Source organism: Variovorax sp. V118 (genome assembly GCF_041154445.1).
Taxonomy (GTDB): domain Bacteria; phylum Pseudomonadota; class Gammaproteobacteria; order Burkholderiales; family Burkholderiaceae_C; genus Variovorax; species Variovorax boronicumulans.
Window position 1 is genome coordinate 6263725 of sequence record NZ_AP028663.1, and the last position, 25404, is coordinate 6289128.

Below are 25404 nucleotides of genomic sequence, written 5' to 3' on the forward strand. Positions count from 1 at the left end.
ACCATCGAACACCCTCCCATGACCGCATCTTCTTCCCGCACCTACCCGCGCACCGTCGCCCACGCGGACGGCGACATCGCCCTGCGCCTGATGACCGGCGCCGACGCCCCCGCCGTGCTGGCCTTCGCCCAGGCGCTGCCGGCGCACGACCTGCTCTTTCTGCCGCGCGACATCACCGAGCCCAAGGTGATGGCCGCCTGGGTCCGCGCCATCGCGCGCGGCGACATCGACAGCGTGCTCGCCGTGCGCGACGGCGCCGTGCTGGGCTGCGCCGCCGTCATCCGCGACCCGCATTCGTGGTCGGGCCACGTGGCCGAGCTGCGCGTGCTGGTGTCGCCCGCGCTGCGCGGCGGCGGCCTGGGCCAGCAGCTGGCGCAGGAGGGCTGCGCGCTGGCCTTCGCCCACGGGCAGGAAAAGATCGTCGCCCAGATGACCGTCGACCAGCGCGGCGCCATCGCCGTCTTCCAGGCCCTGGGCTTCCGGCCCGAGGCCCTGCTGACCCGCCACGTGAAGGACCGCGAGGGCAAGGCGCACGACCTCGTGGTGCTGAGCCAGGATGCGGCGCAGGTCGAGGCGCAGATGCGGGCGTACGGGGTGACGGAGGCGTTTTAGGCCTACAGCCCGGGGTTGGCGGGGCGGCCTCCTAAAATCGGGGGATTCCCCTGCAGATTGCCCACCTTGTCTTTTCTCGCCGAAACCCGCCGCCGTCGCACCTTCGCGATCATTTCCCACCCTGACGCCGGCAAGACCACGCTGACCGAAAAATTGCTGCTGTTCTCGGGCGCGATCCAGATCGCCGGCTCGGTGAAGGCGCGCAAGGCCTCGCGCCACGCCACCTCCGACTGGATGGAAATCGAGAAGCAGCGCGGCATCTCGGTGGCCTCGTCGGTGATGCAGATGGTGTACCGCGAGCACGTGATCAACCTGCTCGACACGCCCGGCCACAAGGACTTCTCGGAAGACACCTACCGCGTGCTCACCGCCGTCGACTCGGCGCTGATGGTGATCGACGCCGCCAACGGCGTGGAAGCGCAGACGCGCCGGCTGATCGAGGTCTGCCGCCAGCGCGACACGCCCATCATCACCTTCGTCAACAAGATGGACCGTGAAGTGCGCGAGCCGCTGGACATCCTCGACGAAGTGGAGCGCGAACTCGGCATGCCCTGCGTGCCCATGACCTGGCCCGTGGGCCAGGGCAAGAGCTTCCGCGGCATCATGAACCTGCGCACGCAGGCGATGACGGTGTTCGAGTCGGGCAGCGAGCGGCTGCCGCACGACTTCGAGACCATCCCGCTGAGCGAGCGCGACACGCTCGTCAAGCGCTTCGGTGCCGACTTCGAGTACGCCATGGAAAGCATGGAGCTCGCCACCGGCGCCTCCCCCACCTGGGACCGCGAGGCCTTCTTGGCGGGCAAGCAGACGCCCGTGTTCTTCGGCTCGGGCGTGAACAACTTCGGCGTGATGGAAGTGCTCGACGCACTGGTCGACCTGGCGCCCTCGCCGCAGTCGCGCACCAGCACCACGCTGGTCAACCGCCAGCCGGTGGTCAAGGAGATCCAGCCCGAGGACAAGGACTTCGCGGGCGTGGTCTTCAAGGTGCAGGCCAACATGGACGCCAACCACCGCGACCGCATCGCCTTCGTGCGCATGGCCTCGGGCAAGTACACGCCGGGCATGAAGCTCAAGGTGCAGCGCACCGCGAAGGAGCTGCGCCCCACCAGCGTCGTGACCTTCATGAGCCAGCGCCGCGAGGCGGTGGAAGAGGCCTACGCGGGCGACATCGTGGGCTTCACCACGCACGGCGGCGTGCAGCTGGGCGACACCATCACCGACGGCGCGAACCTGCAGTTCACCGGACTGCCCTTCTTCGCGCCCGAGCTGTTCATGACCGTGATTTTGAAGAACCCGCTGCGCACCAAGCAGCTGCAGCAGGGCCTGGCCCAGCTCGGCGAGGAAGGCGCGATCCAGGTGTTCCGCCCCGAGGTCGGCGGCCCGATGCTGCTGGGCGCGGTCGGCCAGCTGCAGTTCGAAGTGGTGCAGCACCGCCTGAAGGCCGAGTACGACGCCGACGTGCGCCTCGAAGGCTGCCAGTACACGGGCGCGCGCTGGATCACGGCCGACACCCCGGCCGAGCTGCGCGAGTTCGTCCACGCCTACCCGGTGCGCATGGCCAAGGATGCGGCCGACACGCTGGCCTTCCTGTGCACCTCGCCGTACGACGTGCGGCTGGCGCAGGAGCGTTTTCCGAAGATCCACTTCCATCCGCTGCGCGAGCACGCGGGTCTGGCGCTGCAGAGCGCCGGCTGATCAGCTGCCCGACGAGGTGTAGTGGCGCAGCCCGAGGCGCCACGCACCGAATGCCGCCGCGAGGAACACGAAGCCCGCGAGCGGCGACACCCACCCCACCCAGGCCGGCGCGCCCAGCGGATCGGGCTTGCCCAGGATCGCCAGCACCGGGTAATACGCCACGCAGGCCAGCGGCACGATGAAGGTCAGCACGCGGCGGAACCACTGCGCATAGAGCGCCAGCGGGTACTGCGCCGCCTGCACGCCGCCATAGGTGAGCACGTTGGCGATCTCCAGGCTCTCGACGGTCCAGAACGACAGCGTGCCCTGCAGCACGAGGATGCCGAGGAACAGCGCGATGCCGCCGGCCAGGGCGAACGTTGCGATTGCCACGGCGCTGGGGGTCCATGCGATGTCGGCCTGCACGGTCGCGAAGGCCAGCACGAGCAGGCCCTGCAGCAGACGACCCAGCCGGCTGATGCGCACGTCATGGCCCATGAGCTGCAGCGCGAGCGGGCGCGGGCGCAGCAGCAAGCGGTCGAAGGTGCCGGTGCGCAGGAACTCGGTGCCCAGCACGTCGAAGCCGCGGCCCAGTGCATCGGCAAGGGCGAACATGCAGTTCACGAGGCCGTAGAACAGCGCGACCTCGCCGATGCCCCAGCCCTGCACCTCGCCGAAGCGATGGAACAGCGCCCAAACGGCGACGACCTCGATGCCTGTGCCCAGGAACTGGCCGAGGGTGAGCAGCAAAGCCAATGCGGGGTATCTCGCCTGGCCGCTGATGGAGGCGGCCATGAGGCGGAAGAAGAGAGGGAGGGCGCCCATCTTCAGTGGTTCTCTCGTTTTGTTGCGCCGTGGTTCAGGGCGCGTGCACAGGCCACCGGGTACTTCCCTCCGCGAATGTCCCCCGGGCTTCGCCCTCCTCCTTGATTTCGCTGCGGGAAGCACCCAGTGCCCTGCGCACACCGATCGCGGTCGTTGGGCCGGTCGATCCACCGCTGTGCGGATTGCGTCATGCCACTCATTGCTCGTAGCAGATGTCGAGCCTGATCAATGCGCCGCGGGCATCGATGCGGTCGGCGCGGAAATAGAAGCGGCTGCGGTAGCTGTCGAGGTGAAGGGGCATGGTGACCGGATCGCCCCAGCTCGTCACCGAGAAGCCGTGCGCACGCAACCATCCCAGCAGGGCATCCAGGCGCTGCGGGTCGGCGTCGACGCGGATGTCGGCGTCTGCGGGCGCAGTGCCTTGCGGGTCCTGCTGCCAGCGCGCGAAGCTGCCGAACAGCGTGAAGGCGTGTCCTGCGGCGCGCATGGCATCGAGCAGCGCGGCCGTGGCCGGCAGGTCGATGCGCTCGCGCTGCTTGCGAAAGACCAGCGCGTGTTCGTGACGCCAGTCGGTGCGGGCATCGGTGTCGCTGTCTGCCGCGTCGTGCGGATAGACCAGCACGCGCTCCTCCTCCATCGTGAAGAGCGAACCCAGGATGCGCGCGAGATCGAAGGCCAGCGGCAGCACGCGATCGCCGATCCGCAGGTTCTCCACCATCGCGATGCAGGCACCGCCCTCGCGCAATCCGGCACGGACGCGGTGGAAGACGTTGCGCAGGCCGTCGAGGTGCTGCGCGTAGCTCGGGCTGCCGTAAAGCTGGGAGGTTGCCTGCGCACCGGTCCAGCGGCAACCGAAGTAGGGCACGTTCGTCAGGCACAGGTCGAAGGGCGGGAGCGCGGCGTCTTCGAGCGCATCGCACGAGGCGTGCAGGAGCGTCGTGCCGTGTGCGAGGCCGTGGCGTGACAGCCGCTCGCGGACGAGGTCGATGCGGTTGGCATCGACTTCGCAGCCCAGCGCCTGGCGCTGCTCGAGGCGCGCCGCGAGCAGCGTCGTGCCGAAGCCGGCGAACGGATCGAACACCGTGTCGCCCGGTTGCGAGAACCGGCGCACGAAGGGCAGCATCTGCTCGAGCCATCCGCAATCGCGCCCGCCCATCGGGTCCCGCGTGCGCAGGTCGTCCGGCAGCCGGTAGCGCGGCGATTCATGGTCGAGCATCAGCCAGCTGTGACTGCTCATGGACAGGCCTTCGCGGTGCGCGTGTCGAGCAGCACGTCGTGCCCCGGCTCCCAGCCGGCGCACAACTGTCCGTCGGCAAAGTAGACGAGCTTGTAGACATCGCCGGTCGCATGGCGCGCGTGCATGGCGCCGTAGTCGGCGCTTTCGAAGACGACCGTCAGGCCGCTGTCGGTGCGCAGGCGCAGGTTCCAGAAGTAGTAGCCCTCGGTGAGGCTTTCGAGGGTCCACCCGCGCGAGATGTCGGGGTCGTCGAGGCAGGCCGTCAGCAGTGCGTCCATCGAGACCCGCTGCGTGCGCAGATAGCGCGCGGTGGCGTTGTCGCGGTAGCCGTCGTCGAGCCGCGAGAACTCCCGGAAGACGACGGTGCCGGCGCCGCATTGCCGTGCCCACGCGAGGTACGCGGCCACGTCGGTCGGCTGCGCGACGCCGCCGCGCTGGAGGATGCACACGAGCCGCAGCGCCACCGCATCGGCGAGCTGGCGCGCGGTGCGTTCGAACACGGCGGGGTCGCCGATGGCCACCTCGGGCCGGAACCGCATGATGGCCTGGTTGACCGCGCCATCGTGGTGGTGGCGGGACAGCTCCAGCCAGCTCATTCCGAAGCCCTGCAGCGCGCGCCGCAGCACCTCGCCCTGCGGGCCGGCAAAGCCTGCGCCGTTGGTGTAGAGCACACGGTCCTCGACCACCGGGCCTTCGCTTTCGCCCGCGGTCAGCGTGTGCAGCAGCCGAAGCATCCAGTCGGCGTCGTCGCTCGTTTCCAGGCCCGAGAGCGACCACGACAGCGGCACGTCGCGCAAGGCCCGCAGCGCGCGGGACAGGCCGTCGAAGTAGTCGGGCGCCGGACGCAGCCGGGATGCCGAGGTTCCGCCGTCGGTCTTGCGCAGGTTTTCCGAGCAGAAGCCGCAACGTGCCGAACAAGGCTTCACGGAGGCGTACGGCGTGAACGTGAGGGGCTGGGCAAAGCGCCGCGCGACGCCGCCGATCGTGTGCGTGTGCCAGCGCGCGGCCTCGTGCGAAGGCGGCGTGCGAAGCGTCACGCCGCGCACGGAGCGGCGAAGGCGTTCGAAGAGTGGGGAGCTGGCGCTGCGCGGCAGATCGGCCACGGCGATCTGGTCGATCGCGCAGGTCACGGTCCGCACGGCGAGGGGCGTCGGCGCATCGGCTTCAACGGGAATGACGGGGCGCATGGCAGGGGCGGGGTTGTCGCACCCGCCACCATACGACAGCGCTGCCTCCGAGGGCGGGAGTGACTCCCTGCGCGCGCCCGTCACCCTAGCCACCTTGCACCTGCAGACTGCGCATCGTGCGCCCCATCGCCATCCGCCCGAACGCGACCAGCGCGACGATCCAGAAGCACTGCAGCCCCAGCGCGCCCAGCGCATGCCAGCCGCTCAGGTGCCCGAAGTACAGCCGCGCCGGAATATCGAACAGCCCCGCCAGCGGCTGCACCAGCAGCGCGGTCTGCCAGGCGTCGGGCAGCAGCGCCAGCGGCAGCAGGTTGCCCGAGAACACGATGACCACGGGCGTCGCCACCGCCTGGATGCCGCGCTCGTTGAGCGCCGCCGTGGTCGCCACGTTGAGCAGCATCACCATCGCGGTCGAAAGCAACAGGCCCAGCACCACCGACAGCAGGAACGCCGCGCCGGCCATCGCGTTCGCAGGCAATTGCCAGGCCCAGTCGCCCAGCCCCACCAGCGGCAATGCGACCGCCGCGAAGGCCGCCATCAGTGCCACGCGCGGCAGCAGGCGCGCCGCGATCCAGCCGGCCGTGCGCGCGAACCACAGCGCGTAGGCGTCCACCGGGCGCAGGCGGTCGTAGGCCACCGCGCCGGTGCGCGCGGCCTGCGCCACCTCGGGGTCGCCGAGCCAAGGCATCAGCACCAGCAGGCCTTGCGCGAGCCAGGTGTAGGTGATGGCCTGGGCCAGCGTCATCGACGAGGCCGCGCCCGCGATGGCGCTGCCGCTGTAGAACGCGGCGAACACCATCACCTTGATGCCGCCCCACCAGCACTGCGTGGCAAAGCCCGCGAGCGCCGCCGTGCGGTATTGCAGCATCTGCAGGAAGCGCGAGACGAACGCCGCGACATACGGCCGGGCGAGGTCGCGCGGGCCCATCGCCGGCTTCACGCCTCGGCCGCTCCGTGCATGGCGTAGAAGCGCGCGATCACGGCTTCGATCGCGAGGCCTTCGAGGCGGATGTCTTCCACGGCGTGCGCGCCGGCGATGCGCGCGATGAGCGCGGGCGCGGGGGTCTGCTTGGGGTCGAAGTCGAGCACCAGCGTCTGGCCGTCGCGCGAATGCACGGTGGCGCCGTCGACCTGCGCGGGCAGCGTGGCATCTTGTGCAAAGTCGACCACCAGCCGGCGCTCGGCCATCACCTGCGCGCGCAGCGCCTCGACGGGGCTGTCGGCCAGCACGCGGCCGTGGCCGATCACGATCACGCGCTGGGCCAGGGCCTCGATGTCGTGCATGTCGTGCGTGGTCAGCAGCACGGTGGTGCCGCGCTCGCGGTTGGCGCGGCGCACGAAGTCGCGCACGGCGAGCTTCGAAGGCGCGTCGAGGCCGATGGTCGGCTCGTCGAGGAACAGGATGTCGGGCTCGTGCAGCAGCGCCGCCGCAATCTCGGCGCGCATGCGCTGGCCCAGCGAGAGCTGGCGCACCGGCTGGTCGAGCACACGCTCCAGGTGCAGCAGCGCGACCAGCTCGTCGCGCGTGCGGCGGTAGCGCTGCGGGTCGACGCGGTAGATGTCGCGCAGCAGGTCGAAGCCGTCGCCCACGGGCAGGTCCCACCACAGCTGCGTGCGCTGGCCGAAGACCACGCCGATGCGCGCCACGTGTCGCTCGCGGTCGGCAAAGGGGTCGCGGCCGTCGACTTCCACGCGCCCGCCGTCGGGCCGCAGGATGCCCGAGAGGATCTTGATGGTGGTCGACTTGCCCGCGCCGTTGGGCCCGATGAAGCCCAGCAGCTCGCCGCGCTCCAGCGCGAACGACACGCCCGACAGCGCCTCCACCGTGCGGTGGCGGCGCTGCAGCAGGCCGCGCAGCGCACCGCGCAGACCGGGGTCGCGCTCGGACACGCGGTAGGTCTTGCGCAGGTTGTCGACGAGGATGTGAGGCATGGTGGAAGGTGCCGCGCCGGCCCGAAAGCGCGGCGGGGGCGGGATGCTACACGAAAGCGCCGGTACGATCACGGGCCCTTTCGAGAATCCTGTCCATGTCTTCGCCTCCCCTGCCCGCCTCGCCCCACCACCTGCTGCCGCTCACGCGCTGGCCCGCCGACGCACGCGCGGCGCTGGTCGGCGTGTTCACCGACATCGACGACACGCTCACCACCGACGGCGCGATCACGCCCGATGCGTTGAAGGCGCTGGCCGACCTGAAGGCCGCCGGCCTGGCGGTGGTCGCCATCACCGGCCGACCCGTGGGCTGGAGCCTGCCTTTCGTGAACAGCTGGCCGGTCGATGCCATCGTGGCCGAGAACGGCGCGGTGGCGCTGCGCCCGGCGGCCGATGGCGGTGTCGAGAAGCGCTACCAGCAGGACGCCGCCACGCGCGCCGCCAACTTCGCGCGCATGCAGGCCGTGCTGGCGCGCATCGAGCGCGAGATTCCGGGCGCCGGCCGTGCCACCGATTCGCCGGGGCGCGAGACCGACATCGCCATCGACCACAGCGAGTTCGTGACGCTGAGCGACGACACCATCGCGCGCGTCGTCGCGCTGATGCGCGGCGAAGGCATGCACGCCACCGTGAGCAGCATCCACATCAACGGCTGGTACGGCGACAACGACAAGCTCGAGGGCGCGCGCTGGATCGTGCGCGAACTGTGGGGCCGCACGCTCGACGACGAGATGGACCGCTGGGCCTACGTGGGCGACTCCACCAACGACCAGCTGATGTTCCGCAGCTTCGCGCACAGCATCGGCGTGGCGAACGTCGCGCGCTTCGTGCCGCAGCTGGAGCACCTGCCGCGCTACGTGACGCAGGGCGAGCGCGGCGCGGGGTTTGCGCAGGCCGCGCAGGCGGTGCTGTCGGCGCGCTGAGCCGCGCACGAAAAAAAGGCCCGCGCAGGGCGGGCCGAATGGACCGGTTGAACGACCCTTGGAGAAACTTGCAGTGGTGAGGGTCGCGCGATGCGCGACCCTTCAGGACATCAGAACGTGTGGCGGATGCCGAACTCGTAGCCCATCGAGCTCTTGGCCTGCAGCGCGGTGCGGTTGAACGTGGTGGCGTACGACGGGCCTGCACCCACCGTGAGCCCCGCGCCGTTCTTGTTGCTGACGCGCGCGACCGTACCGTACAGCGCGGTGCGCTTGGACAGGTTGTGCACGTAGCCCAGCGCGAGCTTGCTGGCCTTCGGGTCGGCGTTGTTCACGCCGAAGACCGGCACGCGGTTGAAGTCGTACTTGACCTGCGAATACGACGCGCGGATCACGCCCGGGCCGATCGGCACGGTCACGCCCAGCAGGTAGCCGGTGAGGTCCACGTCCTGGCCGGGCGTGAAGATGTTCAGCGCGTTGCGCTCGTCCTTCGAACGCGAGATCTCGCCGAACAGCTTGGCCACGCCGAAGTCGTAGGTCGCGCCGAGGTTGAAGGTCTTGACCTTGCCCGGGCGTGCCACGGCGGCGGCGCCGCTGCCGGTCGTGAAGCTGGTGTCGTTCTGCGCGTAGCTGGCGGCGATGTCGAACGGGCCCGTCGTGTAGCCCAGGCGACCGCCGATGTGACGGCCGGTGTTGGTGCTGGCGGCGGTGTCGGGCGACAGGCGCGTCTGCTCGGCCAGGCCGTAGGCCACATTGCCGTAGAAGCCGCCCAGGCGCGGCAGGAAGTACTGCACCATGTTGCTGGCGCGCTTGTAGGTGCCGTTGCTGCCGTAGCCGCTGCCCGGCACGCTGGCTTCGTTGGCGTCGATGATCAGCGAGCCGCCGATGCCGGTGTCGCCGAACGGGTCGAACTGTTCTTCGTTCATCACCGTCGCGGTCTTGTCGCGGCCCAGGCGCAGTTCGCCGAAGCTGCCTGCCAGGCTCACGGTCGAGCGGCGGGTGAAGTTGGAGACGCCGGTGGCGCCGTCGTCATTCGTGATCGGGGCTTCGAGCCAGAAGCTGGCCGACAAGCCGCCGCCCAGGTCTTCCACGCTGCGGAAACCGAGGCGGCTCGAGCTCAGGCCCGAATTCGCCAGCTCGCTGCGGCTGGCCTTCACGCTGTAGGCGGGACCGAAGGGGGTGGTCGAAACGCTCTTGTTCGCTACGTTGCGGTAGGCGGCATCGACCACGCCGAACAGGGTCACGGTCGATTGCGCCGACGCGGCGCCGCAGGCTGCGATGGCAGCCAGAACAAGCAGGGATTTTTTCATTGGTGTCACTCCAGGAGGGGGATGTCGCTGCGCCGAGACCGGGCGCGACTTTGGGACGTCCGGGCCTTGTTGCCGCGAGACTGGGTCCGAGTTTTCCTGCGCTGGAAGACAAAGGGATTACATAGGGTTAACGCCTAGATTACGGAGGGGCATAGGGGGTGAGTTCAGGACAACGGTCGCGGATCGGGGTAGGCGTCGCAACGCGGCACAGCTCTTGGCCAAGACCTTGCGAGCGTCAGCTCGATGACCGAAGGGTTTCTGGCTCGCCTTGCAGGATCGCCGCAAGCGCCCGGTTGATGTAGTAGTTGCTGCGACCGACCTTCTGCTTCTGCACGAAGCCGCCCTCCACCAGCGCCTCGAGGTACTTGGTCGCCGTGAGGCGCGAGACCTGCAGGTCTTGCTGCACGAATTCGATCTTCGTGTAGGGGTGCGTGAACAGGTGGTTGATCAAGTCCTGGCTGTAGAACTTGTAGCCCTCGCGGATGCGGTGCTTGTAGTCGGCCAGTGCGGCCTTGATGGCGTAGATGGTCGCCATCGTCTGGCCGGCCGTTTCCTCCACGGCCTCCAGCAGGTAGAGCACCCACGCCTCCCATGCGTCGCTGTCACGCACGGCCTGCAGCAACCGGTAGTAGTCCGCCTTGTGGCGCACGATGTAGCTGCTCAGATAGAGCACGGGAATATCGAGCAGCCCCTCCTTCACCAGGTAGAGCACGTTGAGGATGCGCCCCGTGCGGCCATTGCCGTCGTAGAAAGGGTGGATGCTCTCGAACTGGTGGTGGATCAGCGCCATCTTGATCAGCGGATCGACAGCGAACAGTTCGCGCTCGTTGATGAAGCGCTCCAGCCCGCGCATCAGCGCCACGATCTCGGCCGGCTCCTGCGGCGGCAGGTAGACCGTGCGACCGGCACCGTCCTTCAGCGCCGTGCCGGGCAACTTGCGCAGGCCCGCATGGTTGCGCTCCAGTTCGGCCTGGATCTCGACGATGTGGTTGACCGTGATCAAGCCGTCGTTGCCGACCCGCTCGAACCCGACGCGCAACGCCTGACGGTAGCGCAGCACCTCCTTGGCAGCGGGGTTGTCGAAGGCCTCGGGCAGCACGTCGTCCTTGAACAGCTCATCGTGCGTGGTGATGATGTTCTCGATTTCGGAGCTGGCTTTCGCCTCCTGCAGACCCAGCGTGTTGATCAGGATGCCCTGGTTCGGAATCACCGCCGCGATGCCCTTGAGCTCGGCCAGCCGCCGGCTGGCGCTGGCGAGCTTCTTCAGGATCGCCGGCGTGTCGAAGCGCGACGGATCGAGCGTTTCAAGGGGGTCGAGGGCGGACATGGGCCATGCAAGTTTCTTTGCATGTTAGCCCGGACGTGTATAGAAAATCTTGATTTCTATGCACGTCATCTGCGACATGCATAGAAATTGGTGAAATACGTGTTCAGGGGCGCGACTGCGCCCGCTGCGTCGGAGCCCTGCCTCACTTCTCCTTCGCCAGCCCCAGCTTGTCGATGATCACCTTCTCGCGCACCACCGTGTCCTGCGCGAACTTGGTGTACGTGGCCGAGCTCATGTAGTTGGGCAGCATGTCGTAGCGGCCGAGCGAGGCCACGTAGCTCGGCTCTTCCATCGCCTGCTTGAAGGCGTCGTGCAGCTTCTTCACGACCTCGGGCGGGGTGCCCTTGGGGGCGCCGATGCCGAAGGGCGAGTTCTGCACCACGTCGTAGCCCAGCTCCTTCAGCGTCGGCGCGTCGGGGAACTTGGCCAGGCGCTTCTCGCCCCAGGTGTTGAGCACGCGCAGCTTGCCGGCCTCGACCTGCGGCGCGAAGCCGGTGCTGTCGGCCGCCGCCATGAGCTGGCCGCTGACCACAGCCAGCATCAGGTCGGCGCTGCCCTTGTAGGGCACGTGCTGCAGTTGGATGCCGGCCTTCTGCGCGACGATCTCGGTCGTGAGGTGCGGGCTGGTCAGGTTGCCGGTCGAGCCGTAGGTGAGCTTGCCGGGGTTGGCCTTGGCGTAGGCGACGAAGTCGGCCCAGGTCTTGAAGGGGCTGTCGGCCGGCACCACGATGCCGAAGGCATAGCCGGTGACGTTCAGCACGTAGCTGATGTCCTTGAGCGGGTCCCAGTTGATCTTCGTGGTGTAGCCCAGGCGGAACACGCCCAGCGGAATCTGCGCGACGGTGTAGCCGTCGGGCTGCGCGGTCTGCAGCGCCTGCGCGGGCAGCGTGCCGCCGGCGCCGGGCTTGTTGTCGATGATCACGGGCTGACCCAGGATCTTGCTGGCGTTGTCGGCCAGCTGGCGCATGGTGATGTCGGTCGGGCCGCCCGCGGGAAAGGCGATCACGAGCTTGATGGGTTTCGCGGGAAAGGCCTGTGCAAGCACCGCCAGCGGCGCGGCGAGGCCGCAGGCGGCCAGCGTGGCGGCACGGAGAAGGGAACGGCGAAACATGACGGAAGGCTCCTGAAGCGTGGATCGAGCCGCGCATTGGGCCCTGCCCCGCCCGGTGCAGCAATCGGGGCTCACCCGACTGCTGTCGCCGAAGCAACTCCGCCTTCAGCCCGCGGCTTGCGCGAAGCCTTCGAGAACATTGACCGCGTTCACACCCACCTCGGCCACCGCATAGCCGCCCTCGAACACGAACACCGTCGGCAGGCCCGCGCGCGCGAGGTCTTCGCCCATGCGCAGGTAGTCGTCGCTCTTCAGCTTGAAGCCCGAGATCGGGTCGCCCTCGAAGGTGTCGACACCGAGCGAGACCACGAGCGCGCCGGCCTTCACCTTCGCGATGCCGTCGAGCGCCGTCTTGAGCGCCGCGCGCCAGGCCGTGAAATCGGTGCCGCGCGGCAGCGGCAGGTTGTGGTTGAAGCCCTCGCCCGCGCCTGCGCCGCGCTCGTCGGCGTGGCCCAGGTAGTACGGGTAGTCGGTCAGCGGGTCACCGTGCAGGCTGACGAAGTGCACATCGCTGCGTTCGTAGAAGATGGCCTGCGTGCCGTTGCCGTGGTGGTAGTCGACATCGAGCACGGCCACGCGTTCGACGCCCGCATCGCGCAGCGCTTGCGCGGCGACGGCGGCGTTGTTGACGAAGCAGTAGCCGCCGAAGAAGTCCGCGCCCGCATGGTGGCCCGGCGGGCGCGTGAGGTCGAAGGCGCTGCGCTCGCCGCCGAGGACGCGCTGCGCTGCCGTCCACGCACAGGCCGCGCCATGGCGCGCAGCGGCCCAGCTGCCCGCCATCAGCGGCGTGCCGGCATCGAACGAAAAGAGGCCCAGGCGCGCGGGAAAGCTCTGGGGCAGCACATCGGTGCGCATGCCGCGCGTGGGCCAGTACGAGGGCAGCGCGTCGCGCGTGGCATTGGCGGCATCGAGCGCCACCCACTCGTCCCAGGCATGGGCGATGAAGTCGAGGTAACGCGGCGCATGCACCTTCGCCAGCAGCGCGTCGTCGAACGCGTCGGGCGCCTGCAGCGGGCCGAGGCCGCGCCGCTCCAGCTCGTGCCTCACATGGTCGACGCGGGCGGGCACCTCGAAGCAGGGCACCAGCTCGCCCCGGAACATTTCGACTTGGCCTTGGTGCAGGGCGTGCTGGTCGTTGTAGATGGTGAGCATGAAGCGGCGAAGGGCGTGACGACAGGGCCTGCCATCATGCCGCACGCCGCAGCACCGCCCGGCGCCGCCCCGAGGCGGTGAGACCGAATAGGTCCTTCGGGTCGTCGAGCTCGGGCACCAGCGCGATCTGCCGGCCCACGCCGCGCTCCAGTGCCAGCTGCTGGATGCAGCGCAGCGCCGTGTAGTCCTCCAGCGCGAAGCCGACCGAGTCGAACACCGTCACCTGCTCCGGCCGCTCGCGGCCCGGCACTTCGCCCAGCAGCACGCGCCACAGCTCGTGCACCGGGAAGTCGGGCGCCAACTGCTGGATCTCGCCCTCGATGCGGGTCTGCGGCTCGTACTCGACGAACACGCGCGCGCCGCGCAGCACGTCGGGGTGCAGCTCGGTCTTGCCGGGCGAATCGCCGCCCACGGCGTTGATGTGCATGCCGGGCTCGATCATGTCGGGCGTGAGCACGGTCGCGTGGCCCTGGTAGGCGGTGATGGTGGTCACGATGTCGGCGCCGCGCACCGCCTCGGCGGTGGAGTCGGCGCGCACGATCTCCATCGGCGTGCAGGCCGCGAGGTGGCGCACCAGCTTGTCGGTGGCGCGCGGGTCGATGTCGAACACGCGCACCTGCTCGATGCCCAGCAGCGCATGGAAGGCCAGCGCCTGGAACTCGCTCTGCGAGCCGTTGCCGATGAGCGCCAGGCTGCGCGCGTCGGGCCGCGCCAGCGCCTTGGCGGCCATGGCCGAAGTGGCGGCCGTGCGCAGCGCGGTGGTGAGCGTGAGTTCGGACAGCAGCACGGGGTAGCCCGTGTCGACCTCGGCCAGCACGCCGAAGGCCATGACCGTGGGCAGGCCGACCTGCGTGTTGTGCGGGTGGCCGTTGACGTACTTGAAGGCATAGGCGCCGTCGTCGGCCACGGGCATGAGCTCGATCACGCCCAGGTGCGAATGGCTGGCCACGCGCGCCTTCTTGTCGAACTCGCGCCATCGCAGGAAGTCGTCGCGCAGCGCGTCGGCCAGCGTGACGAGGAATTCCGGGACGCCGGTCTCATCCACCAGGCGAACCAGGCTGTGAACATCGATGAAGCGGGTCATGGCGCGGCTCCTTGCGTAGCCCTGACACGGCGCTTCATCCGTTCACACGGTCTCCACCATGGCTGATTCAGGATGCGCCTGCGCCAAGGGTTCAAGCCATTGTGCGCCTGTGCGCGTCAACGTGCCAACACGGCCTTTAGAGCTACGCCAGTGTGCGTACCCAATCGCACCATCTCCTCCGGCGGCGCCGCCGCCACGATGCGCCCGCCGGCGTTGCCGCCTTCGGGCCCGAGGTCGAGAATCCAGTCGGCTTCGGCGATCAGGTCGAGGTCGTGCTCGATCACCACCACGCTGTGGCCGCCGTTCACCAGCCGGTGCAGCACGTGGATCAGCTTCTCGACGTCGGCCATGTGCAGGCCCACGGTCGGCTCGTCGAGCACGTACAGCGTGTGCGGTGCCTTCTGGCCGCGGCGGGTGATGTCGTCGCGCACCTTGCTCAGTTCGGTCACCAGCTTGATGCGCTGCGCCTCGCCGCCCGACAGCGTGGGCGACGGCTGCCCCAGCGTGAGGTAGCCCAGGCCCACGTCCTTCAGCAGCTGCAGCGGATGCGCAATGTTGGGCATGCTGGCGAAGAACTCCACCGCCTCGTCGACCTCCATCTTCAGCACGTCGCCGATGCTCTTGCCGCGCCAGCTCACGGCCAGCGTCTCGGGGTTGAAGCGCGCGCCGTGGCACACCTCGCAGGGCACCTTCACGTCGGGCAGGAAGCTCATCTCGATGGTGCGCACGCCCGCGCCTTCGCAGCCCGGGCAGCGGCCTTCGCCGGTGTTGAAGCTGAAGCGCGCCGGGCCGTAGCCGCGCGCCTTGGCCTCGAGGGTGTCGGCGAAGAGCTTGCGGATGGTGTCCCAGAAACCGATGTAGGTGGCGGGGCAGCTGCGCGGCGTCTTGCCGATCGGCGTCTGGTCGACCTCGAGCACGCGGTCGATGACCTCGTAGCCGTCGACGCCGCGGCAACCGGTCCAGGCCGGGCGCTTGCCCGCGGCATCGGCGTCGCGGCCGGCCTTGGTCATGCGCTGCACCACGATGCCCTGCACGCTGGCCAGCAGCACGTCGCGCGCGAGCGTCGACTTGCCCGAGCCGCTGACGCCCGTGACCACCACGAGGCGGTGCAGCGGCAGCGTGGCGGTCACGTCCTGCAGGTTGTGCAGGTCGGCGCCGTGCACGGTGAGCCAGTTGCCGCTGTCTTCCGCCTTCGGATCGGGCGAGGGAATGAGGCGGCGCGCCTGCAGCGGGTGCTTGATGGCGTCGCGCAGGTAGCGGCCGGTCTGCGAATCGCCGGCCTTCTGGATGTCGGCCACCGTGCCCTCGGCCACGAGGCGGCCGCCGCGCTTGCCGGCGCTGGGGCCAATGTCGATGATGTGGTCGGCGCGACGGATGGTGTCTTCGTCGTGCTCCACCACCACCAGCGTGTTGCCCTTCTCGCCGAGCTTGTGCAGTGCGTTCAGCAGGATCTGGTTGTCGCGCGCGTGCAGGCCGATGGTCGGCTCGTCGAGCACGTAGCACACGCCCTGCAGGTTGCTGCCCAGCTGCGCCGCCAGGCGGATGCGCTGCGCCTCGCCGCCCGAGAGCGTGGGCGCGCCACGGTCGAGCGTGAGGTAGCCCAGGCCCACCTCTTCCAGGAATTCGAGGCGGCTCTTGATCTCGGGCACGAGGTCGCGCGCGATCTCGGCTTCGCGGCCGTTGAGCACCAGCCCTTCGAACCACTGGCGCACCTCGGTCACGCTCATGCGCGCCAGGTGCGTGATGCCGATGCCGCCCGAGCCGTCGGCCGCGGTGCCGAAGCCCACGGCGCGCGCGGTGGCGTTCAGGCGGGTGCCTTCGCAGGTCGGGCACGCCACGTCGGCGAGGTCTTCGACCTCGGGCTCGGCGAAGGTCTGTTCGCGGCCCTTGCTGTCGTCGTCGCGGATCGAATCGTCGAAGACCTTACGCTGGTCCTTGCTGAGCTTCACGCCCGTGCCCACGCAGTCGGGGCACCAGCCGTGCTTGCTGTTGTAGCTGAACAGGCGCGGGTCGAGCTCGGCGTAGCTGGTGCTGCACACCGGGCAGGCGCGCAGCGTGGAGAACACCTGCACGCGGCCGATGCCCACGGCGGACACGCCCGCCATCATGGCGGCGCGCAGGCCGTCGAGTTCGCTCAGCACATGCACCACGCCCTTGCCGTGCTCGAGCGCCTTGGTGAGCGCCGCGCGCAGTTCGTTCTCCTGCGAGGACAGCACGTCGAGGCTGGCCACGGGCAGCTCGATGCTGTGTTCCTTGAAGCGGTCGATGCGCGGAAAGCCCGTGGTCGGCAGGAAGTCGCCGTCCACGCGCAGGTGCGTGAAGCCGCGCGGGCGCGCCCAGTCGGCCAGCTCGGTGTACACGCCCTTGCGGTTGCTCACCAGCGGCGCGAGCAGGCCGATGTGCTGGCCCTTGAAGTTGCGCATCAGCTGCGCGGCGATGCTGTCGGGCGTCTGCGGCTGCACGGCCGCGCCGTCGTGCACGCAGTGCTGGATGCCCAGCTTCACGTACAGCAGGCGCAGGAAGTGCCACACCTCGGTGGTGGTGCCCACCGTGCTCTTGCGGCCGCCGCGCGACAGGCGCTGCTCGATGGCCACGGTCGGCGGAATGCCGTACACCGCGTCCACCTCGGGCCGGCCCGCGGGCTGCACGATGCTGCGCGCATAGGCGTTGAGCGATTCGAGGTAGCGGCGCTGGCCTTCGTTGAAAAGAATGTCGAACGCGAGCGTCGACTTGCCCGAGCCGCTCACGCCCGTCACCACGCTGAACTTGCCGCGCGGAATGTCCACGCTGAGGTTCTTCAGGTTGTGCTCGCGCGCGTTGACGATCTCGATGGCGTTGCCGCCGGGCGCCGTCTTGGCGTTGGCGATGTAGCGCCGCGCGGCGCGCTCGGCCACCTTGTAGGCGCCCGGGCCGACGGCGAGTTCGTAGTCGGCCAGCGCCGCGCCGGTGAGCGAGGCACGGTTCTCGCGCAGCTGCTCGGGCGTGCCCTCGGCCACCACCTGGCCGCCGGCGTCGCCGCCCTCGGGACCGAGGTCGATGAGCCAGTCGCTGGCGCGGATCACGTCGAGGTTGTGCTCGATGACGATGAGCGAATGGCCCGCGTCGAGCAGCTTGCGCAGCGCGCGCATGAGCCGCGCGATGTCGTCGAAGTGCAGGCCGGTGGTCGGCTCGTCGAACAGGAACAGCGTGCCCTTGCGCGCCACCATCTGGCGGCTCGCGGTCGCGCTCTTGGCGGCCTCGGCCAGGAAGCCCGCGAGCTTCAGGCGCTGCGCCTCGCCGCCCGAGAGCGTGGGCACGGGCTGGCCCAGCTTCACGTAGTCCAGGCCCACGTCGACGATGGGCTGCAGCACGCGCAGCACGTCGCGGTCGGTGTCGAACAGCGCCGCGGCCTCGGCCACGGTGAGCTCCAGGATGTCGGCCACGTTGTAGCCGCGGCCCTTGCGCTCGATCTTCACTTCGAGGATCTCGGGCCGGTAGCGCTTGCCGTCGCAGTCGGGGCAGCGCAGGTACACGTCCGACAGGAACTGCATCTCGACGTGCTCGAAGCCCGAGCCGCCGCAGGTGGGGCAGCGCCCGTCGCCGGAGTTGAAGCTGAACTTGCTCGCGGTGTAGCCGCGCTGGCGCGACAGCGCCGCGGTGGCGAAGATTTCGCGGATGGCGTCCCACGCGCCCACGTAGCTGGCGGGGTTGGAGCGCGCGGTCTTGCCGATGGGCGACTGGTCGACGAAGACCACGTCGCCCAGGTGATCGGCGCCGAGCATGCGGTCGTGCGCGCCCGGCGTCTCGGTGGCCTTGCCGAAGTGGCGCATGAGCGCGGGCGCCAGCACGTCCTGGATGAGCGTGGACTTGCCCGAGCCGCTCACGCCGGTCACGCACACGAGGCGCGCGAGCGGAAAGTCGACCGTGATGTTCTTCAGGTTGTGCTCGCGCACGCCTTCGAGGATGAGCCGGTGCGTGTTCTCGCTCACGAGCCGCTTGAAGCCCATGCCGATCTTCTTGCGCCCGCCCAGGTACTGGCCGGTGAGCGTGTCGGCGTCGCGCAGCTGGTCGGTGCCGCCGTCGAACACGATCTGCCCGCCGCGCGCGCCGGGACCGGGGCCCATGTCGATCACGCGGTCGGCCGCGAGCATCACGGCCGGGTCGTGCTCGACCACCACCAGCGTGTTGCCGGCATCGCGCAGGCGCAGCATGGCCTCGGTGATGCGGTTCATGTCGCGCGGGTGCAAGCCGATGCTGGGCTCGTCGAGCACGAACAGCGTGTTCACCAGCGAGGTGCCCAGCGCCGTCGTGAGGTTGATGCGCTGCACCTCGCCGCCGCTGAGCGTGCGGCTCTGGCGGTCGAGCGTGAGGTAGCCGATGCCCACGTCGTGCAGGTAGCGCAGGCGCGTGGTGATCTCTTCGAACAGCAGCTTCAGCGCCTGCGCCTCGCCTTCGCTGGCGGGGCTGCCGTTGCCGTGGTGCTCCACGCGGTCGAAGAACTTGCGCAGCCGCTCGATGGGCAGCAGCATCAGGTCGTGCAGGCACAGGCCGGGCAGCGCTTCGAGCTGCGCGCGGCTCCACTTCGCGCCGGTGGGCAGGAAGCGCTTTTCGGGCGGCAGCACGGCGTCGGCGTCGTCCTTGCTGCCGATGCGCCACAGCAGCGGGTCGAGCTTCAGGCGCGCGCCGCTGCACACGGGGCACGGCGTGTAGCTGCGGTACTTCGACAAGAGCACGCGGATGTGCATCTTGTAGGCCTTGCTCTCCAGGTAGCCGAAGAAGCGGCGCACGCCGTACCACTGCTTGTTCCAGTTGCCGTCCTTGTAATTGGGCGTGCCTTCGATCACCCAGTGCTTCTGCTCCTCGGTGAGCTTGTTCCACGGCGTGTCGCGCGGAATGCCGGCGGCCTCGGCGTGGCGCATGAGGTCGTCCTGCGCCTCTTTCCACGCGGGCGTCTGGATGGTCTTGATGGCGCCGGCGCGCAGCGTGAGCTTGTCGTTCGGGATCACGAGCCCCAGGTCGACGCCGATCACGCGGCCGAAGCCGCGGCAGGTGTCGCAGGCGCCCACCGCCGAGTTGAACGAGAACATCGACGGGATGGGGTCGGTGTAGCGGATGTCGCTCTCGGGGCAGTGCAGGCCGGTGGAGAACTTCCAGACGTCGGTCGGTGCGTTTTCCTCGGCGCCCGTCGCATGCACGGTGACGCGCCCACTGCCGCGCTTGAGCGCCACCTCGATCGCCTCGACCACGCGCGCCCGCTCCGCGCTCGAGATGCGGAAGCGGTCGGCCACCACGTCGAGCACCTTGCGCGGGCCGGTGGGCGTGGCCACCTCGCGCTCGGCCTGCACGCGCGTGAAGCCGCTGGCCGACAGCCACTGCGTCACTTCGTCCGCCGTGGTGCCGGCCGGCAGCTCGACCGGGAAGGTGATGACGATGCGCGGGTCGCCCGCGGCCGCCGCGCGCTCGGCGATCTGCGCATAGATGCTGTCGGGCGAGTCGTGGCGCACCGGCAGCGCGGTCTCGCGGTCGAAGAGCTGGGCCGCGCGCGCGTAGAGCAGCTTCAGGTGGTCGTTCAGCTCGGTCATCGTGCCGACCGTGGAACGCGAGGAGCGCACCGGGTTGGTCTGGTCGATGGCGATGGCGGGCGGCACGCCCTCCACCTTGTCGACGGCGGGCTTGTCCATGCGGTCCAGGAACTGGCGCGCGTAGGCGGAAAAAGTCTCCACGTAGCGGCGCTGGCCTTCGGCGTAGAGGGTGTCGAACACGAGGCTCGACTTGCCCGAGCCGCTGGGCCCGGTGACCACGGTCATCTCGCCGGTGCGGATGTCGAGGTCGAGGTTCTGGAGGTTGTGCTGGCGCGCGCCGCGAATCCGGATGGAGCCCTGTGTCATGAGTGCCTTGGGGGGTGGGGCAAACATTCTAGGGAGTGCTTCGTGACGCTTCGGCCTACGCCGGCGCATGGGCGGCGCCCGCGCAGGGGTTTGTCCGGATTCGCCTTAAGACACTTTATGAAACAAATGCGACATTTGTTTTCACAATTGTTCAGCGAGTCTCCCGAAGGCTCCGAAAGGCTTTCATGACGAAGAAGAAAGTGGCAGGTTCACGGCACGCGCTCGGCGTGGCCGCCCTGCTGGCGCTGTACGCGATGGGCGCCTCCGCCCAGATCGTGATCGGCCAGACCGCCGGCATGACCGGTTCGGTGGCCGCCAGCGTGAACGAGACCATCGGCGGCGCACAACTGGTGATCGACGCAGCCAATGCCCAGGGCGGCATCCACGGCGAGAAGATCGAGGTCATCCGCATGGACGACGCCTTCGACGTCAAGCGCGCGGGCGATAACGCGCGCGTGCTGATCGAGGACAAGAAGGTGCTCGCGCTCTTCATGAGCCGCGGCACGCCGCACTCGCAGGCCATCATCCCCTACCTGGACAAGAACGAGGTGGCGCTCATCGGCCCCTCGACCGGCGCGATGGTGCTGCACAAGCCGCTGCAAAAGCACGTGTTCAACGTGCGCGCCACCTACCAGCGCGAGGCCGAGAAGGCGGTGCAGCACCTGCTGACCATCGGCCTCACGCGCATCGCCGTGGTCCACGTGACCGACTCGTTCGGCGCCGATGCGCTGCAGGGCGCGATGAACGGCTTCACCAAGGGCAAGGCCCAGCCGATCGCGACCGTGCCGGCCGACCGCGAGAAGCCCGACTACAAGACCATCGTGCCCGCCATCATGAAGGCCGACGCGCAGGCGGTGGTGTGGATCGGCTCGGGCGTGGCGGTGGTCGACGGCATCAAGGCGCTGCGCGCCGCGGGCTCGGCGGCGCAGGTGGTCACGCTGTCGAACAACGCCTCGTCGGGCTTCATCAAGCAGCTGGGCGACGCCAGCCGCGGCGTGATCGTGACGCAGGTGTTCCCCAGCGAACGCTCGATGGGCCAGCCGATGGTGAAGGAGGCGCTGACGCTCGCCCGCGCCAAGGGCCAGGGCGAGCTGTCACCGGCCGCGCTCGAAGGCTTCGCCTCGGCCAAGGTGCTGGTGGAGGCATTGCGCCGCGCGGGCCCCAAGCCCACGCGCGCCAAGGTGCTGGCGGCGCTCGAAAGCCTCAAGGGCTACGACCTGGGCGGCGGGCTCGAGGTGAGCTACTCGCCGCAGGACCACAGCGGCATCGACTTCGCGGACCTCGCGATCATCAGCGAAGGCCGCTTCAAGCGCTGACGCGCGCCCCGTTGCGTTACTTCGCGGCGGAGGCCGCGGCGGCCGGTGCCGACGCGCCAGGCGCCGGCGTGGCCGCCGGTGCGGGGGCGTGCGTCGTGTCGCCGCCGTGCTTCTCGCCGGACATGTCGATCTTGTCGCCGCCCATCGAAATCACATACAGGGCAATGGCGGCGAAGATGACGAAGCCGACAACGATTTTCCACATGGGTACTGTCTCCTGAAAAGGTGAAACGGGGGATGAAGAGGGTTCAAGAAAAAGGCCTCATGCCGCGGGGCATGAAGCCTCTTTGTTGAACGGAGGGCAGCCGCCGCGCGGCCCCCTCCAGATGCCGCCGATCAGTCGTTGGCGTAGATGTCCACGTCCTTGGTCTCGCGGATGAACAGCGTGCCGATCACCAGCGTGATGCCCGCGATGATGATCGGGTACCACAGGCCGTTGTACATGTTGCCAGTCGAGGCCACGATGGCGAAGGCGGTGGTCGGCAGCAGGCCGCCGAACCAGCCGTTGCCGATGTGGTACGGCAGGCTCATCGAGGTGTAGCGGATGCGCGTGGGGAACATCTCGACCAGCATCGCGGCGATCGGGCCGTAGACCATGGTCACCAGCAGCACCAGCCAGAACAGCAGCACGATGGTCAGCACCTTGTTGATCTTGGCGGGATCGGCCTTGGACGGGTAGCCGGCGACCTTCAGGTCTTCGGCCACGCCCTTCTTGAAGGCGGCGATGGCCTTGACGCTGGTCTCGTCGAACTTGGAGTTCGCGACCACGCCGGTGGCCGCCTCGACGGTCTTGTCGCCGATCTTCACGACGGCCGCGGAGCCGGGCGCGCCGGCCACGTTCTCGTAGCTCACCGAGTTCTGCACGAGGTAGCGCTTGGCGATGTCGCACGAGCTCTTGAAGTCGATCTCGCGGGCCACCGGGTTGCCCTGGAACGAGCAGGTCTTCGGGTCGGCCGTCACGGTGACGCCGGCCGTAGCTTGTGCGCGGGCCAGGTCGGGGTTGGCGGCTTCGGTCAGCATCTTGAAGACCGGGAAGTAGGTGACCACGGCCAGCAGGCAGCCAGCCATGATGATCGGCTTGCGGCCGATCTTGTCGGACAGCGTGCCGAACACCACGAAGAAGGGCGTGCCCAGCAGCAGCGCGGCGGCGATCATCAGGTTGGCCGTGGTCGCATCGACCTTGAGCTGCTGCGTCAGGAAGAACAGCGCATAGAACTGGCCCGAGTACCAGACCACGGCCTGGCCGGCCGTGAGGCCGATCAGCGCCAGGATCACGATCTTCAGGTTCTTCCACTGACCGAACGATTCAGCGAGCGGTGCCTTCGAGGTCTTGCCCTCGGCCTTCATCTTCTGGAAGGCCGGCGACTCGGACAGCGTCAGGCGGATCCACACCGAGATGGCCAGGAGCAGGATGGAGACCAGGAACGGAATGCGCCAGCCCCACTCGCCGAAGGCCTGCTCACCGAGCCAGGTGCGCACGCCCAGGATCACGATCAGGCTCAGGAACAGGCCGAGCGTGGCCGTGGTCTGGATCCACGAGGTGTAGGCACCGCGCTTGCCGTGCGGCGAGTGCTCGGCCACGTAGGTGGCGGCACCGCCGTACTCGCCGCCGAGCGCCAGGCCCTGCAGCATGCGCAGCGCGATCAGGATCACCGGCGCCGCGACGCCGATGGTCGCGTAGCTGGGCAAGAGGCCGACGATGAAGGTCGACAGGCCCATGATCAGGATGGTCACCAGGAAGGTGTACTTGCGACCGATCATGTCGCCCAGGCGGCCGAACACGATGGCGCCGAATGGACGCACCAGGAAGCCGGCGGCAAACGCCAGCAGCGCGAAGATGAAGGCCGCGCCCGCATCCAGGCCGCTGAAGAACTGCTTCGCGATGATCGCGGCGAGCGAACCGTACAGATAGAAGTCGTACCACTCGAACACGGTGCCGAGCGAGGAGGCGAAGATGACCTTCTTCTCCTCCGCGGACATGGGCCGGGGGGCCGGATGCGGCACTCCCCTTGAATCTAGCGTGGCTGCCATCGTCGTCTCCTGGTGTGTATGTATGCGTCCATCGGTTCCCGGCATTCGGGACCGTGGAGGCATTCTTGGAGGCGCGACTGACCCGAGGCTTTCGCGAAACTGAACGGGCGCTTACGGTTTAGGGTGAAACCCGCGCCGCACGTTTCAGCTTGTAAGAAACAAGGACCCTGTGCGGGTTTGTCCTCAGTCCTTGCTGCGAAGCAGCAAAAAAGCCTCAGCTCTTGCGCAGCAACGAGGGCCGCTGGTCGGCGCCGGTCCATTGCGGACCGTCGAACCAGGCATCGCCCTGCAGGTAGGCGCGCAGCATCGCCAGGCCGTCGAAGCCCCAGAACAGGCGCCCGTCGACCACGTAGCAGGGCACGCCGAACACGCCCTGCGCCACGGCCTCGTCGGTGTTGCGCTTGAGCAGGGCCTTGTTCTCGTCGCCGTTCACGTCGCGCTTCGGCTGCAGCTGCGCCGTGAGCGCGGCCAGCCGCGTGGCGTCGCCCGCCTCTTCGCCGCCGCGCCACACATGGCGAAAGAGGGTTTCGGCCGCGAGGCGGCTGATGCTGCCGTCGTCGCCCGTGGCCACGGCCAGGCGCAGGTGCGGCAGCGGGTTGTAGGGGTGCGAGGCCGGCATCTCGATGGGGATGCCGTGCGCCTGACCCAGCCACAGCACGTGGCGGTAGGTCCAGCTGCGCTTGGAGGGAATCTCGGCCGGCCCGAGCTGGCCGTGGTGCTTGAGCAGCGCGCCCAGCAGCACCGGCTTGTAGGCCACGCTCACGCTCAGGCCTTCGAGCGCCTCGGGCAGCTGCTCGAACGCCAGGTGCGCGTAGGGCGAGATGAAATCGAGATAGAAGTCGATGTGCTTCATGCGTCGTGGTCTCCTGTGGTGGGTTCGGGCACGCGCCAGATGCCGGCCTGGGCCCGCAGTTCGATCGCGCGCCACACCTGGCGGCGGCTGTCGTCTTCCATCTTGCTCCAGCCGGCGATCTCGGGAATGGTGCGCAGGCACCCTTCGCAGAAGCCGCTCAGGCGGTCCATGCGGCACACCGACGAGCACGGCGAGGGCACCTCGCCGTCCATGCGCTGCACGGTGCCTGCGCGCTCGGCGAGCGCATGCGCTTCGTCGAAGTTCACACCACGTCGGCCACCGGCGCGCCGGTGAGCTTCTCTAAATCGGTCGGGTGCAGCTGGAACACGGCGTGCGGATGGCCCGCGGCGGCCCAGATCTCCTCGAAGCGGAACAGCTCGCGGTCGATCAGCACCACGGGCTTGGTCACGTGCCCCACCGGCGACACGCCGCCGATGGTGAAGCCGGTGCGCGCCTTCACGAAGTCGGCGTCGGCGCGGCCGGTCTTGCCGACGATGGCATCGACCTTCTTCTCGTCGACGCGCTTGTCGCCCGAGGTGATGACCAGCACCGCAGCCTCGTCGCTCTTGCGGCGGAAGATGATGCTCTTGGCGATCTGCCCGACCGAGATGCCCAGCGCGTCGGCGGCCTGCTGCGCGGTGCGGCAGGCGTCGTCGAGCATGCGGGGCGCATGGGGGTGGCCGGCGTCCTGCAGCACGCGGGAGACGCGCTGGACACCTTCAGGGAGGGAATGGAGTTCGGAGCCGCACATGGCAAGTTCTTCGGGGTTCGTGGGGGCGTGCGCCCTGCGTTGCAAGGCCCCGAGCATACGGAAAAGCCCCGCGCACCGACGCCGCCGCCCCATCCGCCCTTCAACCCCGGCGCACCAATGCGGAGAGCGCCGGCGCACGACGCCCGTGCGCGGCGTGCCGGCCCCGGTCCGCTTTCGGTGCGCCACCGGCCGATAAGCCCCGCCACACGGGCTTTTGA

At 68.8% G+C, this 25404-nt stretch carries 20 protein-coding genes; 4 read left to right on the forward strand and 16 right to left on the reverse strand.

Annotated elements, in window-relative coordinates; genetic code table 11:
- The first annotated feature begins 18 nt into the window (after nucleotides 1-18).
- A complete protein-coding gene (locus ACAM52_RS29155) occupies nucleotides 19-612 on the forward strand; it encodes a GNAT family N-acetyltransferase (RefSeq protein ID WP_307584314.1) in 594 nt (197 codons plus the stop codon).
- 66 nt (nucleotides 613-678) lie between these two features.
- Entirely contained in the window at nucleotides 679-2307 is a 1629-nt protein-coding gene (locus ACAM52_RS29160) for a peptide chain release factor 3 (protein WP_369645288.1), read from the forward strand.
- Here the strand turns inward: ACAM52_RS29160 and ACAM52_RS29165 are convergent, their stop codons facing one another.
- The 5 genes from ACAM52_RS29165 to ACAM52_RS29185 form a co-directional block, all read right to left on the reverse strand.
- A complete protein-coding gene (locus ACAM52_RS29165; protein WP_369645289.1) occupies nucleotides 2308-3111 on the reverse strand; it encodes an ABC transporter permease in 804 nt (267 codons plus the stop codon).
- Between the two features lie 196 nt (nucleotides 3112-3307).
- On the reverse strand, nucleotides 3308-4348 hold the full coding sequence (locus tag ACAM52_RS29170) for a DNA methyltransferase (RefSeq protein ID WP_369645290.1): 1041 nt from the start codon (nucleotides 4346-4348) through the stop codon (nucleotides 3308-3310).
- Complete coding sequence (locus tag ACAM52_RS29175) at nucleotides 4345-5535, reverse strand: hypothetical protein (protein ID WP_369645291.1); 1191 nt, start codon at nucleotides 5533-5535, stop codon at nucleotides 4345-4347. The genes ACAM52_RS29170 and ACAM52_RS29175 overlap by 4 nt, the downstream gene beginning before the upstream one ends.
- A gap of 85 nt (nucleotides 5536-5620) precedes the next feature.
- Nucleotides 5621-6463 carry an ABC transporter permease gene (locus tag ACAM52_RS29180; RefSeq protein ID WP_369647800.1) on the reverse strand — a complete coding sequence of 281 codons (843 nt, stop codon included), beginning with the start codon at nucleotides 6461-6463 and terminating at the stop codon, nucleotides 5621-5623.
- Between the two features lie 8 nt (nucleotides 6464-6471).
- Nucleotides 6472-7467 carry an ATP-binding cassette domain-containing protein gene (locus ACAM52_RS29185; RefSeq protein ID WP_159272795.1) on the reverse strand — a complete coding sequence of 332 codons (996 nt, stop codon included), beginning with the start codon at nucleotides 7465-7467 and terminating at the stop codon, nucleotides 6472-6474.
- A 95-nt stretch (nucleotides 7468-7562) separates the two neighbouring features.
- Here ACAM52_RS29185 and ACAM52_RS29190 point away from each other — a divergent pair, with 95 nt between their 5' ends.
- On the forward strand, nucleotides 7563-8387 hold the full coding sequence (locus ACAM52_RS29190; RefSeq protein ID WP_369645292.1) for an HAD-IIB family hydrolase: 825 nt from the start codon (nucleotides 7563-7565) through the stop codon (nucleotides 8385-8387).
- Nucleotides 8388-8497: 110 nt separating this feature from the next.
- Here ACAM52_RS29190 and ACAM52_RS29195 read toward each other — a convergent pair whose 3' ends face one another.
- The 6 genes from ACAM52_RS29195 to uvrA all read right to left on the reverse strand — a co-directional run bounded on the left by ACAM52_RS29195 (nucleotide 8498) and on the right by uvrA (nucleotide 20235).
- A complete protein-coding gene (locus ACAM52_RS29195) occupies nucleotides 8498-9694 on the reverse strand; it encodes a porin (RefSeq protein WP_369645293.1) in 1197 nt (398 codons plus the stop codon).
- Between the two features lie 235 nt (nucleotides 9695-9929).
- Nucleotides 9930-11021: a Fic family protein gene (locus ACAM52_RS29200; RefSeq protein WP_369645294.1), complete on the reverse strand. Its 1092-nt coding sequence runs from the start codon at nucleotides 11019-11021 to the stop codon at nucleotides 9930-9932.
- A gap of 142 nt (nucleotides 11022-11163) precedes the next feature.
- Complete coding sequence (locus tag ACAM52_RS29205) at nucleotides 11164-12132, reverse strand: tripartite tricarboxylate transporter substrate binding protein (protein WP_062477370.1); 969 nt, start codon at nucleotides 12130-12132, stop codon at nucleotides 11164-11166.
- Nucleotides 12133-12237: 105 nt separating this feature from the next.
- On the reverse strand, nucleotides 12238-13284 hold the full coding sequence (locus ACAM52_RS29210; protein WP_369645295.1) for a histone deacetylase family protein: 1047 nt from the start codon (nucleotides 13282-13284) through the stop codon (nucleotides 12238-12240).
- Between the two features lie 34 nt (nucleotides 13285-13318).
- Nucleotides 13319-14368, reverse strand: coding sequence for an ornithine cyclodeaminase (locus tag ACAM52_RS29215; RefSeq protein WP_062477364.1), 1050 nt, complete (start codon nucleotides 14366-14368; stop codon nucleotides 13319-13321).
- A gap of 116 nt (nucleotides 14369-14484) precedes the next feature.
- The gene (gene uvrA / locus ACAM52_RS29220) at nucleotides 14485-20235 is read right to left on the reverse strand and encodes an excinuclease ABC subunit UvrA (RefSeq protein WP_369645296.1); all 5751 of its coding nucleotides are present in this window, start codon (nucleotides 20233-20235) and stop codon (nucleotides 14485-14487) included.
- A 185-nt stretch (nucleotides 20236-20420) separates the two neighbouring features.
- Between uvrA and ACAM52_RS29225 the strand changes: the two genes are divergently transcribed.
- On the forward strand, nucleotides 20421-21551 hold the full coding sequence (locus ACAM52_RS29225) for an ABC transporter substrate-binding protein (protein ID WP_139701371.1): 1131 nt from the start codon (nucleotides 20421-20423) through the stop codon (nucleotides 21549-21551).
- Between the two features lie 16 nt (nucleotides 21552-21567).
- Here ACAM52_RS29225 and ACAM52_RS29230 read toward each other — a convergent pair whose 3' ends face one another.
- The 5 genes from ACAM52_RS29230 to ACAM52_RS29250 all read right to left on the reverse strand — a co-directional run bounded on the left by ACAM52_RS29230 (nucleotide 21568) and on the right by ACAM52_RS29250 (nucleotide 25186).
- The gene (locus ACAM52_RS29230) at nucleotides 21568-21756 is read right to left on the reverse strand and encodes a hypothetical protein (RefSeq protein ID WP_056577413.1); all 189 of its coding nucleotides are present in this window, start codon (nucleotides 21754-21756) and stop codon (nucleotides 21568-21570) included.
- A gap of 131 nt (nucleotides 21757-21887) precedes the next feature.
- Nucleotides 21888-23582, reverse strand: coding sequence for an MFS transporter (locus ACAM52_RS29235; protein ID WP_369645297.1), 1695 nt, complete (start codon nucleotides 23580-23582; stop codon nucleotides 21888-21890).
- 214 nt (nucleotides 23583-23796) lie between these two features.
- On the reverse strand, nucleotides 23797-24435 hold the full coding sequence (locus ACAM52_RS29240; RefSeq protein WP_369645298.1) for a 2-hydroxychromene-2-carboxylate isomerase: 639 nt from the start codon (nucleotides 24433-24435) through the stop codon (nucleotides 23797-23799).
- Nucleotides 24432-24701: a DUF1289 domain-containing protein gene (locus tag ACAM52_RS29245; protein ID WP_082818188.1), complete on the reverse strand. Its 270-nt coding sequence runs from the start codon at nucleotides 24699-24701 to the stop codon at nucleotides 24432-24434. Before ACAM52_RS29245 ends, ACAM52_RS29240 begins: the two co-directional genes overlap by 4 nt.
- Complete coding sequence (locus tag ACAM52_RS29250; RefSeq protein ID WP_062477348.1) at nucleotides 24698-25186, reverse strand: YbaK/EbsC family protein; 489 nt, start codon at nucleotides 25184-25186, stop codon at nucleotides 24698-24700. Before ACAM52_RS29250 ends, ACAM52_RS29245 begins: the two co-directional genes overlap by 4 nt.
- Between the last annotated feature and the right edge of the window lie 218 nt (nucleotides 25187-25404).

Excerpts from the sequence above, each read along its gene's own strand:
- ACAM52_RS29240 (WP_369645298.1), bottom strand. The coding sequence starts at position 24,435 with ATGAAGCACATCGACTTCTATCTCGATTTCATCTCGCCCTACGCGCAC.
- ACAM52_RS29215 (WP_062477364.1), bottom strand. The coding sequence starts at position 14,368 with ATGACCCGCTTCATCGATGTTCACAGCCTGGTTCGCCTGGTGGATGAG.
- uvrA (WP_369645296.1), bottom strand. The coding sequence starts at position 20,235 with ATGACACAGGGCTCCATCCGGATTCGCGGCGCGCGCCAGCACAACCTC.
- ACAM52_RS29190 (WP_369645292.1), top strand. The coding sequence starts at position 7,563 with ATGTCTTCGCCTCCCCTGCCCGCCTCGCCCCACCACCTGCTGCCGCTC.
- ACAM52_RS29210 (WP_369645295.1), bottom strand. The coding sequence starts at position 13,284 with ATGCTCACCATCTACAACGACCAGCACGCCCTGCACCAAGGCCAAGTC.
- ACAM52_RS29195 (WP_369645293.1), bottom strand. The coding sequence starts at position 9,694 with ATGAAAAAATCCCTGCTTGTTCTGGCTGCCATCGCAGCCTGCGGCGCC.
- ACAM52_RS29180 (WP_369647800.1), bottom strand. The coding sequence starts at position 6,463 with ATGGGCCCGCGCGACCTCGCCCGGCCGTATGTCGCGGCGTTCGTCTCG.
- ACAM52_RS29250 (WP_062477348.1), bottom strand. The coding sequence starts at position 25,186 with ATGTGCGGCTCCGAACTCCATTCCCTCCCTGAAGGTGTCCAGCGCGTC.
- ACAM52_RS29205 (WP_062477370.1), bottom strand. The coding sequence starts at position 12,132 with ATGTTTCGCCGTTCCCTTCTCCGTGCCGCCACGCTGGCCGCCTGCGGC.
- ACAM52_RS29235 (WP_369645297.1), bottom strand. The coding sequence starts at position 23,582 with ATGGCAGCCACGCTAGATTCAAGGGGAGTGCCGCATCCGGCCCCCCGG.
- ACAM52_RS29200 (WP_369645294.1), bottom strand. The coding sequence starts at position 11,021 with ATGTCCGCCCTCGACCCCCTTGAAACGCTCGATCCGTCGCGCTTCGAC.
- ACAM52_RS29230 (WP_056577413.1), bottom strand. The coding sequence starts at position 21,756 with ATGTGGAAAATCGTTGTCGGCTTCGTCATCTTCGCCGCCATTGCCCTG.
- ACAM52_RS29175 (WP_369645291.1), bottom strand. The coding sequence starts at position 5,535 with ATGCGCCCCGTCATTCCCGTTGAAGCCGATGCGCCGACGCCCCTCGCC.
- ACAM52_RS29170 (WP_369645290.1), bottom strand. The coding sequence starts at position 4,348 with ATGAGCAGTCACAGCTGGCTGATGCTCGACCATGAATCGCCGCGCTAC.
- ACAM52_RS29185 (WP_159272795.1), bottom strand. The coding sequence starts at position 7,467 with ATGCCTCACATCCTCGTCGACAACCTGCGCAAGACCTACCGCGTGTCC.
- ACAM52_RS29155 (WP_307584314.1), top strand. The coding sequence starts at position 19 with ATGACCGCATCTTCTTCCCGCACCTACCCGCGCACCGTCGCCCACGCG.
- ACAM52_RS29165 (WP_369645289.1), bottom strand. The coding sequence starts at position 3,111 with ATGGGCGCCCTCCCTCTCTTCTTCCGCCTCATGGCCGCCTCCATCAGC.
- ACAM52_RS29225 (WP_139701371.1), top strand. The coding sequence starts at position 20,421 with ATGACGAAGAAGAAAGTGGCAGGTTCACGGCACGCGCTCGGCGTGGCC.